Annotated in this window: 13 protein-coding genes; 9 read left to right on the forward strand and 4 right to left on the reverse strand. The window is 72.5% G+C overall.

The window, feature by feature from the left end; all coding sequences use genetic code 11:
• Positions 1-11 precede the first annotated feature (11 nt).
• From acnA to FVS66_RS26245, 8 genes are all read left to right on the forward strand, one after another.
• The gene (gene acnA / locus FVS66_RS26210) at positions 12-2,636 is read left to right on the forward strand and encodes an aconitate hydratase AcnA (RefSeq protein ID WP_222946984.1); all 2,625 of its coding nucleotides are present in this window, start codon (positions 12-14) and stop codon (positions 2,634-2,636) included.
• Positions 2,633-4,063: a DUF6025 family protein gene (locus tag FVS66_RS26215; RefSeq protein ID WP_149183693.1), complete on the forward strand. Its 1,431-nt coding sequence runs from the start codon at positions 2,633-2,635 to the stop codon at positions 4,061-4,063. The genes acnA and FVS66_RS26215 overlap by 4 nt, the downstream gene beginning before the upstream one ends.
• On the forward strand, positions 4,060-5,064 hold the full coding sequence (locus FVS66_RS26220) for an enolase C-terminal domain-like protein (RefSeq protein WP_149183694.1): 1,005 nt from the start codon (positions 4,060-4,062) through the stop codon (positions 5,062-5,064). The genes FVS66_RS26215 and FVS66_RS26220 overlap by 4 nt, the downstream gene beginning before the upstream one ends.
• A 1-nt stretch (position 5,065) precedes the next feature.
• Positions 5,066-6,025 carry a D-2-hydroxyacid dehydrogenase family protein gene (locus tag FVS66_RS26225; protein ID WP_149183695.1) on the forward strand — a complete coding sequence of 320 codons (960 nt, stop codon included), beginning with the start codon at positions 5,066-5,068 and terminating at the stop codon, positions 6,023-6,025.
• A gap of 105 nt (positions 6,026-6,130) precedes the next feature.
• Positions 6,131-7,483 (forward strand): LLM class flavin-dependent oxidoreductase, encoded by a 1,353-nt coding sequence (locus FVS66_RS26230; protein WP_316248220.1) that lies wholly within the window; start codon positions 6,131-6,133, stop codon positions 7,481-7,483.
• On the forward strand, positions 7,480-7,977 hold the full coding sequence (locus tag FVS66_RS26235) for a flavin reductase family protein (RefSeq protein ID WP_149183696.1): 498 nt from the start codon (positions 7,480-7,482) through the stop codon (positions 7,975-7,977). Before FVS66_RS26230 ends, FVS66_RS26235 begins: the two co-directional genes overlap by 4 nt.
• Positions 7,978-7,980: 3 nt before the next feature.
• A complete protein-coding gene (locus FVS66_RS26240; protein ID WP_149183697.1) occupies positions 7,981-9,213 on the forward strand; it encodes a hypothetical protein in 1,233 nt (410 codons plus the stop codon).
• 19 nt (positions 9,214-9,232) lie between these two features.
• Positions 9,233-10,489, forward strand: a complete 1,257-nt coding sequence (locus FVS66_RS26245) for an ATP-grasp domain-containing protein (RefSeq protein WP_149183698.1) — start codon at positions 9,233-9,235, stop codon at positions 10,487-10,489.
• Between the two features lie 65 nt (positions 10,490-10,554).
• On the opposite strand, the gene FVS66_RS26250 is transcribed toward FVS66_RS26245, so the two are convergent.
• The 4 genes from FVS66_RS26250 to FVS66_RS26265 all read right to left on the reverse strand — a co-directional run bounded on the left by FVS66_RS26250 (position 10,555) and on the right by FVS66_RS26265 (position 14,397).
• Complete coding sequence (locus tag FVS66_RS26250; protein WP_149183699.1) at positions 10,555-11,223, reverse strand: response regulator; 669 nt, start codon at positions 11,221-11,223, stop codon at positions 10,555-10,557.
• Positions 11,220-11,798 (reverse strand): sensor histidine kinase, encoded by a 579-nt coding sequence (locus FVS66_RS26255; protein WP_187645702.1) that lies wholly within the window; start codon positions 11,796-11,798, stop codon positions 11,220-11,222. The genes FVS66_RS26250 and FVS66_RS26255 overlap by 4 nt, the downstream gene beginning before the upstream one ends.
• 310 nt (positions 11,799-12,108) lie before the next feature.
• Entirely contained in the window at positions 12,109-13,122 is a 1,014-nt protein-coding gene (locus FVS66_RS26260) for a ketopantoate reductase family protein (RefSeq protein ID WP_149183701.1), read from the reverse strand.
• 48 nt (positions 13,123-13,170) lie between these two features.
• Positions 13,171-14,397, reverse strand: a complete 1,227-nt coding sequence (locus FVS66_RS26265) for an ATP-dependent carboxylate-amine ligase (RefSeq protein WP_149183702.1) — start codon at positions 14,395-14,397, stop codon at positions 13,171-13,173.
• A gap of 203 nt (positions 14,398-14,600) precedes the next feature.
• Between FVS66_RS26265 and FVS66_RS26270 the strand changes: the two genes are divergently transcribed.
• Positions 14,601-15,989 carry an LLM class flavin-dependent oxidoreductase gene (locus FVS66_RS26270; protein WP_149183703.1) on the forward strand — a complete coding sequence of 463 codons (1,389 nt, stop codon included), beginning with the start codon at positions 14,601-14,603 and terminating at the stop codon, positions 15,987-15,989.

Below are 15,989 nucleotides of genomic sequence, written 5' to 3' on the forward strand. Positions count from 1 at the left end.
GTGAACCCTCCATGATCACCCGAACTCGGCTCGCCGGGCGGCCGGCCGGACTGTACAGCCTGCCGCGCTTCGCCGACGGGAGCGGATTCGACCTCGGCTCGGTCCCGTACACCGGCCGCGTCCTGCTGGAGGCGCTGCTGCGCGCGGGGGAGCCGGAGAAGGCCGCGGCGCTCGGCAAGCGGCTGGCGCTCGGCGAGGACCCCGCCCTGGAGATGCCGTTCCGGCCCGCCCGCGTCCTCGTGCAGGACTACACCGGCATCCCGCTCCTGGTCGACCTCGCCGCCCTGCGCGCCCGCGTGGCCGAGCCGGGGCGCGTCAACCCGGCGCTGCCCGTCGACGTGGTCGTCGACCACTCCGTACAGGCGGACTGGGCGGGACGGCCCGACGCGCTCGCCCTGAACGAGGCGCTGGAGATGGACCGCAACAAGGAGCGGTACGCGTTCCTCAAGTGGGCCGAGGGCGCCTTCGACGGACTCCGGGTCATCCCGCCCGGCCGCGGCATCGTCCACCAGGTGAACCTGGAAAGCCTCGCGACCGTCGTCGCCGACGGGCCCGACGGGCTCCGGTTCCCCGACACGGTGATCGGCACCGACAGCCACACCACCATGGTGAACGGCCTCGGCGTACTCGGCTGGGGCGTCGGCGGCCTGGAGGCGGAGGCCCTGATGCTGGGCCTGGCCCAGCCGATCCGCATCCCGCCGGTGGTCGGCGTCCGCCTCACCGGTGCCGTACGCCCGGGCACGTCGCCTACCGACGTGGTCCTGGCGCTGACGCGGCGGCTGCGCGAACACGGCGTACGCGGAATGATGCTGGAGTTCACCGGACCCGGCGTGGCCGCGCTGTCGGCGCCCGACCGCTGCACCATCGCCAACATGGCCCCCGAGTACGGCGCCATGACCGCCTTCTTCCCGGTGGACCGGGAGGTCCTGGACTATCTGCGGCGGACCGGCCGCCCCGCGCCGGACGTGGCCCTCGTCGAGGAGTACTGCCGGGAGCAGCGGCTGCTGAACGAGGACGACGGGACCGTGGAGCCCCGGTTCGGCCGGGTCGTCGACTTCGACCTCGGCGAGGTCGGGCCGAACCTGGCGGGCCCCAGCCGCCCGGACCAGCGGATCTCCCTCGCCGAACTCCCCGGCTCCTTCGCCGCGCTGCACCCCGGCGCGCCACGGACCGCCGACGGGCTCACCGAAGGGCACGCCGAAGGGCACGCCGAAGGGCACGCCGAAGGGCACGCCGAAGGGCACGCCGACGGGCTCACCGACGGCGACCTCGTCATCGCGTCCATCACCTCCTGCACGAGCACCTCCAACCCCAAGGCCATGCTCGCGGCGGGGCTGCTCGCCCGGCGGGCCGTCGCGCGCGGACTGACCGTGCCCGCCCACGTCAAGACCAGCCTCTCCCCGGGCTCCCGGGCCGTGACCCGCTATCTGCGGGACGCCGGACTCCTCGCCGACCTGGAGAAGCTGGGCTTCCACGTCGCCGGATACGGCTGTATGACCTGCAACGGCGGCAGCGGCCCCCTCAACGAGGGCGTCGGCGACGCCGTGGAGCGCGACGGCCTGACCGTGGCCGCGGTACTCAGCGGCAACCGCAACTTCGAAGCGCGGGTGCACAGCCAGGTACGCGCCGGATACCTGGCCTCACCGGCTCTCGTCGTCGCCCTCGCCCTGGTCGGCCACGTCCGCGCCGACCTGGAGAGCGAGCCCCTCGGCACCGGCCGCGACGGCCGGCCCGTCCACCTCCGCGACCTCTGGCCCGACAGCGACGAACTCGCCGAGCTGGAGGCCGCGTTCGTCACACCTGAGGTGTTCGCCGCCGACGACGGCCCACAGCCGGAATGGGAGGCCGTCACCGCGCCCCGCTCCGACACGTTCGGCTGGGACGAGGACTCCACGTACATCCGTCCCCCCGCCTACGTCGACGCGACCGGCCGCTCCGGCCCGCTCACCGGCGCCCGGGCGCTGCTGGCGCTCGGAGACGACATCAGCACCGACCACATCTCACCGGTCGGCGCCATCCCGGCCGACTCGCCCGCCGGCCGCCACCTGCGCGAGCGCGGGGTGCGCGACTTCAACTCGTACGGTTCGCGGCGCGGCAACCACGAGGTGATGGCCCGCGGCACCTTCAGCAACCCGCGGCTGCGCAACCACCTCGTCGGCGACGGCGACGGCGGCGGCACGACCCTGCACCTGCCGAGCGGGCAGCGGCTGCCCGTCTTCGAGGCCGCAGAGCGCTACGCGGCGGCCGGCACGCCCCTGGTCGTGCTGGCGGGACGGAGCTACGGCATGGGGTCGTCCCGGGACTGGGCGGCGAAGGGCCCCTGGCTGCTGGGCGTCCGGGCGGTCCTCGCCGAGAGTTTCGAGCGCATCCACCGCGCGAACCTCTGCGCCATGGGCATCCTGCCCCTGCTCCTCCCCGAGGGGCGGAGCTGGACCGGCCTGGGCCTCACCGGCCACGAGGAGTACGACCTGGCGCTCGACCGGGTGCGCGAGACCGGCGAGGCGGTCGTCACCGCGGGCGGGATCTCCTTCACCGCACGCGCCGACGTCCACTCGGCGGGCGAGTGGGACGTCCTGCTGGCGGGCGGCACCCTGCCGTATCTCCTCGGGCGGCTGCGGGCCGGGGAGGCGCGATGAACCGGCACCCGAACGGGCAGACGGCGGGCGGGCAGCCGGCCGGCGGCCGACTGCTCGACGAGCTGGGCCTCCGGGCCGCGGGCGACGCGGACGCGCTCGCCGCCGGCGCCAAGTCCTTCGTCCCCGTCCACGTCGGCACCCACGACGTGCGCATCGGCACGCTCCTCGAACTCCTGCGCCGCCATGAGGGGCTGCTGCCGCCCCGCACCGGCCACCTCGGCAACTGGGAGGACATCGCGCTGGGCCGCTCGGGCCCCATGGACTTCAACACGGCCATCTGCGGCGGCGGCCACGGCTACCCGCTCATCTACGGCTTCACCCGCACCGAGGCCGACACCGAGGGCGGCGACGAGGCGTACCAGCCGGGTTCGCTGATCGACCAGGGTCGGCGGCACCTCCTGCCCCTCCACACCTGGGACGGGCGGCGCTTCACCCGCCGTGACCGCGGCCGCCCGCTGTTCTGCCCGCTGACGCAGGCGGAGGTGGACGGGGAGCTCGTCCCGCTGGTCGAACTGCACTGGCGGCGGATGCTCGCCATTCCCGGCTACCGCTTCAAGCAGTGGGCCGCCGCCCTGGTGGACAACGGCCCCCTGGTCACCGACATGCTCACGCTGCTCGTCGAACAGGCCGACGGCGAGCGCAGACAGAGCACCCGCCTCTCGGAGCTGATCAGCCACGCCGTACGGCTGGACGGCGAGGTGGCCCGCTGCGACCTGGTCCAGGACGGCGCGGGTTACCTGCTCGACGGGCACCGCTACGCGTCCGCCCGGGCCCTCGCCGAAGCGGCTCTCCTGGCGGTGCGCGCCCTGGTCGAACCCCGCTGGTTCTTCGGGCGCATGAACGACATGCCGCCGGTCCTTCCGGTCATGTCGCTGCAACTGACCAATGTGCTCTTCGCCCTCCTGGACATGCACCACCCGGACAGGCCGTCGGGAGCCGCGTCGCCCGAGAGCCCGTTCATCACCCATCTCCACTGGGGTGCCCGCGCCATGGCCGGCTGCCCGCCCCGGCGTGGCGGCTATCTGGCGCGCCGGTCCACGGTCAGGTCGCTGCGGGCCATCACCAGCCCGCTCGTCCACCACTTCGAGCAGGCGAACCCGCTCTGCTTCGTCCTGCTGCCCGCACAGGTCTTCATGCTCTGTCCGCCCAGCACGTCGCCCCGCGACGCCGAGGTCCTCGGGGACCTGTTCGGGGCCGTGCTCGCGGCCGGTCCCGACGACGCCTACGAGACGGCGCTCACCTGGCTGACCGCCCACGGCGAACGCCTCTCGGACTATGTGCGAGGCCGCTTCAGGGCCGGCAGCGGCGTGCTCGCGGACGGTACGCCGCGCGACCCAGCGGTGCCCGTGGAGCCCGAGGGCTTCCGCGACCTGACGTTCCGGCAGGCGTGCGGGGCCGTCGCCGCCTTCGAGGAGGTACTGGCGTGAGGCTCACGCACCGTACGGTTTCGATCGCCCTCAAGGAGCCCTTCGCCGGCAACACGGGCGTCACCACCGCCGTACGCCAGAGCGTGGTGGAGCTCGCCTGGGAGGGCCTCACCGGATACGGCACCGCACGCGGCGCCGACCCCGCGGAAGTCGACGCCCGCGCACCCCTGCTCCGGGACGCCTCGCCGTACGAGCTGCGCCGAGCCCTCGGCCGACTGACGGCCGCCGGTACCTCGGCCGCCGTACTGTCCGCCGTGGACCTGGCCCTGCACGACCTGCTCGGCAAGGCCACCGGGCAGCCGCTGCACCGGCTCCTCGGCCTCGGCGGACTGCCGACGGCACCGACGGCGGTCTCCATCGGGGCCTGCGACGACGCCGAACTCGTCACCCGGGCCCGCGAGCTGGCCGACTGGCCGGTCATCAAGCTCAAGTTCACCCCCGACGACGACGGCCGGCGCGCCGGAGTCCTGCGCTCCGTCTACGGCGGCCGCATCCGCGTCGACGGCAACGGCTCCTGGACGCCGGAGCAGGCGCTGCGGGTCGCCGGGGAACTGCGCCGGCACGGCGTCGAGCTGCTCGAACAGCCTGTCGCCCCCGGCGCCCTCGACGACCTGCGGTATGTGCACGAGCGGTCGCCGGTGCCGGTCTTCGCCGACGAGGACTGCTCGGGTCCCGCCGACGTCCTGCGGCTGCGCGGCCGGGTGAGCGGCGTCAACATCAAACTGATCACGTGCGGAGGGCTCCGGGCCGCCCGGGAGATGATCACGCTCGCCCGGCACGGCGGACTCCAGATCATGCTCGGCTGCAAGCTGGAGAGTTCCCTCGGCGTGACCGCCATGGCACAGCTGGCCGGTCTCGCCGACCACCTCGACCTCGACGGGCATGTCGGCCTGGTCGACGATCCGTTCTCGGGCGCCACCGTCGATCGCGGCGTGATTACGCTGCCGGAGACCCCGGGCCTCGGAGCGGGCCCCAACCGCACTCACTACGGAGAGAACTGACATGCGACTGCGCTGTGCCGTCCTCGACGACTTCCAGAACATCGCCACCACCGTCGCCGACTGGAGCCCCGTCCGGGACCAGGTGGAGATCACGACCTTCACCGAGCACTTCACCGACGAGGACCGACTCGCCACCGCGCTCGCCGACTTCGACATCGTCGTCACCCTCCGCGAACGCGTACCGTTCCGGGCCCCGCTGCTGGACCGGCTGCCCAGGCTCAAGCTGCTCATCGCCTCCGGCATGCGCAACTCGTCGATCGACTACGCGGCCGCCGAACGCAACGGTGTGACCGTCTGCGGCACGAAGAGCTCCTCCACCCCGCCCGTGGAGCTGACCTGGGCGCTGCTCCTGGGCCTCGCGCGGGGAATCGTGACCGAGAACAACGCGCTGCGTGAGGGCGGCCCCTGGCAGTCCACGGTCGGTGCCGATCTGCACGGCCGACGGCTCGGACTGCTCGGCCTGGGAAAGATCGGCGGCCTGGTGGCCCGGGTGGGCCTCGCCTTCGGCATGGAGGTGGTGGCCTGGAGCCAGAACCTCACCAAGGAGCGCGCCGACGAGGTGGGCGTGCAGCTCGCCGCCTCCAAGGAGGAGTTGCTGGAGAGCGGCGACTTCGTCTCCGTGCACCTGAAGCTGAGCGACCGCACCAGGGGCCTGCTCGGAGCCCCGGAACTGGCCTTGATGAAGCCGTCCGCCTATCTGGTCAACACCTCCCGGGCGGCCATCGTCGACCAGGACGCCCTGCTCGCCGCGCTGCGCGAGGACCGGATCGCCGGGGCCGGGGTCGACGTGTTCGACATCGAGCCGCTGCCCGCCGACCACCCGATGCGCTCGGCGCCCCGCCTCCTCGCGACCCCGCACCTCGGCTATGTGTCCGAGAACAACTACCGCACCTACTACGGCCAGGCCGTCGAGGACATCCAGGCGTTCCTCGGGGGTTCGCCCGTACGCCTGCTCGGCTGACGCCTGCTCGGCTGACGCCGCCTCGGCCTACGCCGTCCCGGCTGACGCCGGCGGGCCGTCCGGTGCCGGACCCCAAGCCCGTACACCTGCCGCATTGGAGATCACGTGAGCCCGAAACGCCGCATGATGAAGCTCGGCGCGTTCCTGCCCGCGCCGGGCCACCACATCGCCGCCTGGCGTCATCCCCACGCGCGTCCGGACGGAGGACTCGACTTCGACTACTACCGCTCGCTGGTGCGGACCGCCGAGCGTGGCAAGTTCGACATGATCTTCCTGTCCGACGGGGCCGGGGTCCGCACCAAGTACCGGGACGCGGACGAACTGAGCCGTCAGGGCCGCATGGTGCACTTCGAGCCGCTGACGCTGCTGTCGGCGCTGGCCGTGCACACCACCCACATAGGACTGACGGCCACCGCTTCCACGACGTACAACGAACCGTTCACGGTGGCCCGCCAGTTCGCCTCGCTCGACCATCTCAGCGGGGGCCGGTCCGGCTGGAACGTCGTCACCTCGGCGACCGACGCGGAGGCGCGGAACTTCAATCTGGACCGGCAGCCGGAGCACGCGGCGCGCTACCACCGGGCGCGGGAGTTCATGGACGTCGTCACCGGGCTGTGGGACAGCTGGGAGGACGACGCCTTCCTGTACGACAAGGAGAGCGGGCGTTTCTTCGACCCGGAGAAGCTGCACATCCTCGGGCACCGGGGCGAGCACTTCCAGGTGCGCGGCCCGCTCAATGTGGCCCGGCCGCCGCAGGGTCACCCGGTGATCGTGCAGGCCGGGTCGTCCCCCGACGGCCAGGACTTCGCCGCGGCCTGGGCCGAAGTCGTCTTCACCGTCCAGCAGACCCTGGACCAGGCGCAGACCTACTACCGCGGGCTGAAGAAGCAGGTCGCCGACCACGGCCGCGACCCCGACCAGGTGAAGATCCTGCCCGGCGCGTTCATCGTGGTCGGCCGCACCCTGGCCGAGGCCGAGGACAAGTACGCCACCCTGCAGAGCCTGGTCGACCCGGTCGTCGGGCTCGGCATGCTCTCGTACCAGCTCGGCATGGTCGACATCTCCGGGTACCCGCTGGACGGCCCGCTGCCCGAGCTGCCGCCCACCGAGGGCTCCACCGGCAAGCAGCAGATGATCTACGAGCAGGCCCGCCGGCAGGGCCTCACCATCCGGGAGCTGTACCTGTCCGTGGCGGCCGGCCGCGGCCACCGCTTCCTCCTCGGCACGGCGGAGACCATCGCGGACGAGCTGGAGGACTGGTTCGTCAACGAGGCCGCCGACGGCTTCAACATCATGCCCGACTACCACCCGGACGGCCTGGACGCCATCGTCGACCTGCTCGTCCCCGAGCTGCAGCGACGCGGACTGATGCGCACCGAGTACGAGGGCACCACGCTCCGGGAGAACCTCGGGCTGCCCCGCCCCGCCTTCACCACCACCGCGGGGGCCAGGCCGTGACCGTCGAAGCGACGGCCCTCCGCTCCGTACTGCGGCCCCACGCGTCCGGGGTCGCGGTGCTCACCGCGCACGGCACCGCCGGCCCCGCGGGGGTGACCATCACGTCGTTCACCTCCATCAGCGCGCGGCCGGCCCTGGTCTCCTTCGCGCTGGCCGACACCTCCAGCACCTGGGCCGCCATCAAGGACTGCGACTGGTTCGGGGTGCAGCTCCTCGGCGCGCACCAGTCCGGCCTGGCCGAGCGGTTCGCGGCCACCGGCGCAGACCGGTTCGCCCCGCCCACCGGATGGCACACCGGCCCGCACGGGGTGCCGCTGCTCGACGACTGCCTCTGCTGGCTGGTCTGCTCGCGGCACCAGCAGGTCCGGGCCGGCGACCACCACCTCGTGGTGTGCGCCGTCGAGCACGTCAGGGAAGGGGTGCCGGGGGACAGCCTGGTCCACCTCCACGGCGGCCTCCGGCCCGTCGCCTCCTCCACGCCCGCAAGGATCTGAGCCATGCCCGAAGTTCTGCTGCTGTCCCGCCAGCCGCTGGCCAAGCGCCCGCTCCAGGACTGGCTGGACGACACCGCCGACAGCATCGTCCTGGTCACCACGCCCAAGGCGGTCGAAGGCGCGGAGGACGTCCTCGCCGAGCACTTCCCGCGCCATCTGCTCGTGGACGACTACCACTCCTGGGCCGCCGAGCGGGCCGCCGAGGAGGCCGCCCGGGAGCACGGCGTCGACCTCGTCGCCAGCACCAGCGAGAGCGACGTCCTGCGGGCCGCCCGGCTGCGTGAGCGACTCGGCCTGCCCGGCCAGGACACCCGGTCCGCCCTCGCCTACCGGGACAAGGTCGTCATGAAGCGGCTGGCACGCGAGGCCGGGATCCGCGTGCCCGCGTTCGCCGCGCTCGACGGTCCGCTCGACCTGCTCGACTTCATCGACGCGGAGGGCTTCCCCGTCGTGGTGAAGCCGCGCTCCGGCGCGGGCGCCGAGGGCGTCGCGATCCTGCACACCATGGCGGACGTGACCGCCTTCCTCGACCGGCAGCGCACATCCGACGTGCCCTACCTGCCGGGCCAGTGGATGGCCGAGAGCTTCGTACGGGCCGACTTCTTCCATGTGGACGGCATCATGCGGGACGGCAGACTCGTCCACGCCTGGCCGGGCCAGTACAGCGGCGGACTCGCGGAACGCGTACGCGACCAGACGCACGTCGGCAGCGTGCTGCTCGCCCCGGACGACGACCGCACCGCCGTACTGATGCGGTTCGCCGCCGATGTGGTCGCCGCCCTGCCCGCGGCCCCCCTGCCGCTCGCCTTCCACCTGGAGGGGTGGATCGGCGCGGACGGCGTGCCCGTGCTCTGCGAGACAGCCTGCCGGGCGGGCGGCGCCCTGATAGCCGAGGCGTACGAGCGGTCCTTCGGAATCCAGCTGGCCCGGGAGGGCCTCCGCGCCCAGTGCGGCTCCGGCCTCGCCCTCGCGCACCAGCCGGCCGCCCCCGCCACCGCGCTGGGCTGGGTGCTCCTCCCGCCCGGGCACGGCACATTCGTACCGCCGGCGGAGCCGTGCCCGGTCCCGGGATCGGAAGTGACGCCGCTGCTGGAGGCCGGGACGCGGCGGCAGGGCGTGGAGCATGTGGCCGACGCCGCGGCCCGCGCGTTCGTCGGCGCGGGGACGGCAGAGGAGGTCCGCAAGCGGTTGGCCGACCTCCTGGACTGGTGGTACGCGACCGCCGAATGGCGCTAGAGAGCGGAGATGAGCTGTCATGTCTGAGCACGTACTGGTCGTCGGCACCGGCCGCGACTTCCCGGACCGGCTGCGCCGAGCCGTGCCCGGCACCGAGACATCGGTGATCGTCCAGCTGGACTACATCGGAAAGGTCCGCGAACCCGGTGGCAACGCCCGGGTCATCGGCGTCCGGGGCGACGCCCCCGACCAGGAGTGGATCGACCTGGCCGCGGCCGCGCACGCCCGTCATCCCTTCACCCGGATAGCCACCTTCGGCGAACGGGACCAGGACCGGTACGCGGCGATCGGCGAGGCACTCGGCCTGGCCTGCCACCGCGTGGACACGGTCGCCCTGGTCCACGACAAGGAGGCCATGCGGGCCCGGCTGCGCGAGGCGGGCGTCGACTCCACCGCGCACGCCCGTGTCGCCGGCCCGGACGGACTGCGGGCCTTCGTACAGGAGCACGGCACGCCCTGCGTGGTGAAGCCGATCTCCGGCTCGGGCAGCGCCGGGGTCGCCAGGGTGACCCACGAGAGCGAGCTGGCCGAGGCGTTCGAGCAGGCCGGCGGCAGCTATCTGGGCCTGTCCAACTCGGGCGTCCTGGTCGAGGAGTTCCACGCGGGACCGCAGTTCAGCGTCGAGGCGTTCTCCGAGCTGGGCGAGCACCAGGTGGTGGCCGTCACCCGCAAGTTCTCGGACCCGGCGACCTTCGTCGAACTCGGCCATGTGACACCTGCGGGACTTCCCGCCGAGCGGCTGCGGGAGATCGAGGCGTATGTGGGGCGCGTACTGGACGCCCTCGGTGTCGAGTTCGGCCCCACCCACACCGAGATCGTCCTGGGCGACGCGGGTCCCCGGGTGATCGAGACGCACGTCCGGATGGGCGGCGACCTGATACCCGCCCTGACGCTCGACGCGACGGGCGTCGACCTCGACGACTGCGCCGTGCGGCAGACGCTCGGCGAGAAGGTCCTGCCGGGCGTCCGCGCAACGCTCGCCGAGCCGCGGGAGCCGCGCCACGCGGCGATCTGGTTCGCGGCCCTCGGCGTGTCCGGGGTGCTCGGCGACGTGACGGGGCTCGACGAGGCACGTGCCACCCCCGGCGTGACCGAGGTGACCGTGCTGGCCCGCCCCGGCTCCGAGGTCGGTCCGCTCAAGTCGTCCGAGTCACGGGTCGCCTGTGCGCGGGCCGTCGCGCCGACCGCGGACGAGGCCGTGGACGCCGTGCGGGCCGCCGTGGGCCACCTGGAGTTCCAGCTGCGGGTACGCGGCGCGGGCGGTCCGACGGTATGAGCCGCCGCGCCGCCCCGCGCGCCGCCTCGCGCGCCGCCGCGCACGCTGCCGCGGCGGCGGCGGTGTCACGCGCTGGAGTAGTGGTGTTCGGGGCGGCCGCTGTCCCCGTACTTCAGCGTGAGGCGCAGTCTGCCCGTCTCCTCCAGGTACTTGAGGTACCGCTGCGCGGTGGACCGGCTGACCCGCGCCTGTTCCGACACCTCGTGCGCCGAGACCGGCTGGCCGGTCCGGGACACGATCTGCCGGATCAGTTCGGCGGTCCGCTCCGTGTATCCCTTGGGCATGGGGTTCACGGTGGACGAGGTGCGCAGGGTGCCGAGGATGCGGTCGATCCGGTCCTGGTCCATCTCGACGTCGCCGAGGGAGCCGCGTAACTGCGCGTACGCCTCCAGCTTGGTGCGCAGCGCGTCGGGAGTGAACGGCTTCACGATGTACTGGAGGACCCCGGCGCGCAGGGCCTCCTGGACCGAGGCGGGCCGCCGGTCCGCCGTCACCATGATCACGTCGATGTCCCGGCTGAGCCGGCGCAGCCGGCGGGTGAGGCACAGTCCGCTCTCGTCCGGCAGGTAGTGGTCGAGCAGGATCAGATCGATGCCACCCCGTTCGACGGTGCTGAGCGCCGTGGCCGCCGTGTGCGCCGTGGCCGCCACATGGAAGCCGGGGACCTTCGAGACATAGCGTGCGTTGATCTCCGCGACGTAGAAGTCGTCGTCCACGACGAGTACTTCGATCACGAGGCACGCCGTTCGGTGCCGCGCGGCCGCGAGGGCAGCCGTACGGTGAAGGCCGCGCCGCCGCCCTCCCGGGCGGCCACCGTCGCCGTTCCGCCCCGGTGTTCGGCGACGCTCCGGACGAGGGCGAGGCCGAGGCCGCCGTGCCGGCTGTCCGTGTGCCGCTTGGTGGACGCGCCGCTGCCGAAGATCCACCGACGGCTCCCCGGTGGTACCCCGGGTCCGTTGTCCGTGACGCGTATCTCGACGACCGTGTCCTCCCCGTTCCCGTCGTGCTCCTCGCCCTCCTCGCGGAGTTCCACCTCGATCCACGGCTCGCCGTGGGAGTGTTCGAGGACCGCGTCGAGCGCGTTGTCGATGAGATTGCCGAGGACCGTGAGCAGGTCGTCCGGGCGGGCCGGGCCCTGGCGGAGAGCCGATTCTTCACCCAGGCGCAGCCGTACCCCCTGCCGCGCGGCCGTCAGGGTCTTTCCGACCAGCAGTGCCCGGAGCAGCGGCTGTTCCACCCGTGAGAGGGGCGGTTCCGGGTCCGTCCCGTCGTGCTCGGCGAGTTCCAGCAGACCGACGAGCGTATGCAATGCGTTCCGACGTTCGTGCCTCCGGATATGGTCCGCGTCGCTGTCCTGCGGCCCGGCTCGGAGCACACGTGTGCATTCAGTCATGAGAACCCCCGTACTTGTTCCATCCGTCGCGGCGGACAGAGGTGGTCTCCCATGCCCGCCCGGGACTTATTGATCCCGATCACAGTGACGGCGGCAAGAACTTCTCGGCAAAGAGATATTCCTTTGCACAAGATTTACCCGCGGGTAGTTTCGGGAGAATTACAGACAGCGACGCATGTGTCGGGCGGTGAAGTGACGTGCGGGCGGCCGATGGAGGGCCCTCCGGTTACGGCAGTGTGCCGACCAGGTGCAGGACGTCCTCGGCGGCCACGCCGCCGGGTGCCCGACGGTCCCGCGCCGACGCCTTCGCCAGGCGCAGCAGGGCCTCGTTGACCGGAGTCGGCACCCCGTGGGTCCGCCCCAGCAGGACGAACTCCCCGTTGAGGTACTCCGCTTCGATCGAGCCGGCGCCGCGGGCGAGGCTCTGCCAGGTGGAGCCGAGCGCCTTCTCCCCGGTCCCCTCGCCGGGCAGCGGCCGTGCCTCCACGGCTCCGGTGCGCAGCGCGGCCAGCTCGTCGGCGTCGGCGTAGCCGATCCCGGCCGCCCGGAGGGCCGCGACCCCCTCGGCCCTGGCCAGCCCGGCCAGGGCGGCGGCCCGGCTGCCGGGCCGTACGGCGCCGCAGAGGGCCTCCACGGTCTGGGTGAGATTGCCCAGCAGCTTCCCGTACTTCCAGCGCATCACATCCGGTACGACCGGCGCGCGGAACACGGACCTCTCCAGCCCGGCGGCGATCGCTCGGGCCGTCGTGTCGTCCCCCGACGGGTAGCGGCCGAGGACGAGCGCACCGGTGTACGGGCCGCAGGCCGCGGTGACCTCGCCGGGCCGCAGGAACGCGGCGGGCAGCACCACGCACATGCCGTAGACCTGGCGGAAGGCGCGCAGCGCGAGCCGCTCGTTCTCCACGCCGTTCTGGGCGCAGACCAGCGGCAGCGACTCGCCGGCCGTGGTGGCGTCGGCGACGGGGCGGTCTGCCCACGCGTCCAGAGCGGCCCCGGTGTGCTGGGTCTTCACGGCCAGGATCAGCACATCGTCGGGGCGGAGCTCGACGCCCTCCGGCCCGTCGGCCACCGGTACGGGCAGGCTCCGCGTCCCCTCGGGGGTGGTGAACCGGAGCCCTCCGTCTCGCAGCGCGGTGTGGTGGTCGCCGCGGGCCACCAGGACGACGTCATGGCCGCTCTCGAAGAGCCGCCCGCCGATGGAACCCCCGACCGCACCGGCCCCGATGACGATGTAACGCATTCCGACCTCATTCTCCCGCGACTTCTCCCGCGACGGGCCCGCCCGCCGTCAGCTCTCCCACCGGACCCCTGCCGCGTACCACTCGGCGAGCTCGCCCACGCGGTGCTCCACCTCGGCGGCGTCCGCCCCGGTCACCACGTAACCGGCCAGGTACACACCGGACTTCTCCCCGCCACCGTACGTCGTGCCGATCCTCCCGCGCTGCCGTTGCTCGGCGACGAACGGCGGCGGGGACTGCGGCAGCGCCGCCAGCGTCCCGGCCTCCGGGTAGAAGACCACCCACCCCGCAGTCGGCTGCGTCCGTCCCGGCGCGGCGCCGCTCACCTCGCGTACGGGGTGGGGAACCGGGCTCACCTGGGCCAGGAACCACTCCTTGTCAAGGTCGAAACCGGTCGCGCTGCGGATGGCGGCGGTGGTGAGCGCGCCCCCGGTGCGGCTGGCCACCTCGCAGAGCACCAGCTCGTCGCCGGGGGTGTGGAACACCTCCAGGTGGAAGGTGGTGCAGTCCGGCGTCGGCAGCCGGTCGAGCACCCGCCGGGCGTACGCGATCAGCCGCGGCACCAGCGGGTCGTCACGGGTCAGCTGCACCGACCCCAGGTGACTGCCCGCGCGGAACGAGAGGCAGTCGTTCAGATAGCGCGACACGAACACGGCGGGCACCGCGCCCCCGTGGACCAGGCCGTCCACCACGTACATGGTGCCCTCGACGAACCGCTCCACCTCCGCGTGCTCGGGCAGCCCCGCCTCGAACAGGGCGGCCAGGTCCCCGGGGCCGCGCAGCACATGGGTCCCGGTCGAGCCCGAGCCGAAGGCGGGCTTCACCACCACCGGGTAGCCGTGCTCGCGGACGAACCCGAACAGGTCCATCGGGATCCGCACCGGCGCGAACTCGGGCACCAGGACACCCCGCTCCCGCAGCAGCGACTTCATCAGCACCTTGTCCCGGAACGCGATCGCGCTGCGCCAGTCCTGGCCCGGCACCCCGAGCAGCTCGCGCAGCCGCGCCGCACGCAGCACGTCGCCCTCCGAGCGGGCCACCACGGCGGCCGGCGGAACGGGGTGCGCAGCCTCCAGCGCGGCCCGCTCCACCGCGCCGCTCGTGGCGTATCCGTCGAATGCGCGCGCCCCGGCCATGTGCGCGTACTGCGAATACCGGCCGCTGTTCACCAACAGATATGGCTGGATTCCTGCGTCGGCCGCCCATTTGTCGTACGGGGTGTCGGCGTAGTCGCTGTCGACAAAAACGAGAACGCCGCGCTCGTCCGCCGTATTCACCGCTGTTCCTCCCCGTCCGCCGCCAGGTGTGGGCCGCCCCAGAGTAGGACGGCCGGCAGACCGGACAAGGGTTCTGGGAAAGGCGCGGTCAGAATGGGCACAACGAGATTTGCGCGGCGAAATCTCGTTGTGCCCACAACCCTGGTGGGGCGTCCGCACTCGACTACGGTCCGTTTCAGTACGCGCACCGAAAAGGAGAGTCCATGACGCGGGCGCCACGCCGTATGATCCGCCTCGGAGCGTTCCTCATAGCGCCGGGCTACCACATAGCCTCCTGGCGCCACCCGCACGCACACGCGGACGGCGGCCTCGACTTCGGTCACTACCGCGACCTCGTACAGACCGCGGAGCGCGGTCTGTTCGACATGGTCTTCCTCTCCGACGGCCTCGGCATCCGCATCCCGTTCAAGGACCGCGACGAACTCAGCCGCCAGGGCCGCATCGTCCAGTTCGAACCGCTCACCCTGCTCTCCGCGCTCGCCGTGCACACGACGCACATCGGCCTGGCGGCGACGGCGTCGACGACGTACAACGAACCGTTCCACCTCGCACGGAAATTCGCCTCGCTCGACCATCTCAGCGGCGGCCGGTCCGGCTGGAACGTCGTCACCTCCGTCACCGACGCGGAGGCGCGGAACTTCAATCTGGACCGGCAGCCGGAGCACGCGGCGCGCTACCACCGGGCGCGGGAGTTCATGGACGTCGTCACCGGGCTGTGGGACAGCTGGGAGGACGACGCCTTCCTGTACGACAAGGAGAGCGGGCGTTTCTTCGACCCGGAGAAGCTGCACATCCTCGGGCACCGGGGCGAGCACTTCCAGGTGCGCGGCCCGCTCAATGTGGCCCGGCCGCCGCAGGGGCACCCGGTGATCGTGCAGGCCGGGTCGTCCCCCGACGGCCAGGACTTCGCCGCGGCCTGGGCCGAAGTCGTCTTCACCGCCGCCCAGAACCTCGACCAGGCCCGGTCCTTCTACCAGGCCATGAAGGACCAGGTCGCCGGACACGGCCGCGACCCCGAACAGGTCAAGATCATGCCGGGTGTCTTCCCCGTCGTCGGCAGGACGCGGGCCGAGGCCGAGGACAAGTACGCCGTGCTCCAGGACCTCGTCGACCCCGTCGTCGGGCTCGGGCTGCTCACCCTCCTGCTCGGCGACGTCGACATCTCGCACCTGCCGGTGGACGGCCCCCTGCCCGAACTGCCGCGCACCGAGGGCAGCACGAGCCGCCGGCAACTCGTCTACGAGAAGGCGCGGCGGGAGGGGCTCACCATCCGCGAGCTCTACCGGTCGGTGTCCGGCGGCCGCGGCCACCGCATCGTCATCGGCACCCCCGAGAGCGTCGCCGACGAGCTCGAGGAGTGGTTTGTGAACGGCGGTGCCGACGGCTTCAACATCATGCCCGCGGTCCTCCCGGACGGACTCGACGACTTCGTCGGCCTCGTCGTACCCGAACTGCAGCGCCGCGGGCTCTTCCGCACCGCGTACGAGGGCACCACGCTCCGCGAGAACCTCGGCCTGGAGCGGCCCGCCAGGGGCGCCGCCGCCTCATCCATGTCCACAGAGGGGCGGACCGCCGCTCCGGTCGGGAACTAG

It is taken from the genome of Streptomyces sp. TRM49041 (assembly GCF_008271805.1).
Lineage (GTDB): Bacteria > Actinomycetota > Actinomycetes > Streptomycetales > Streptomycetaceae > Streptomyces.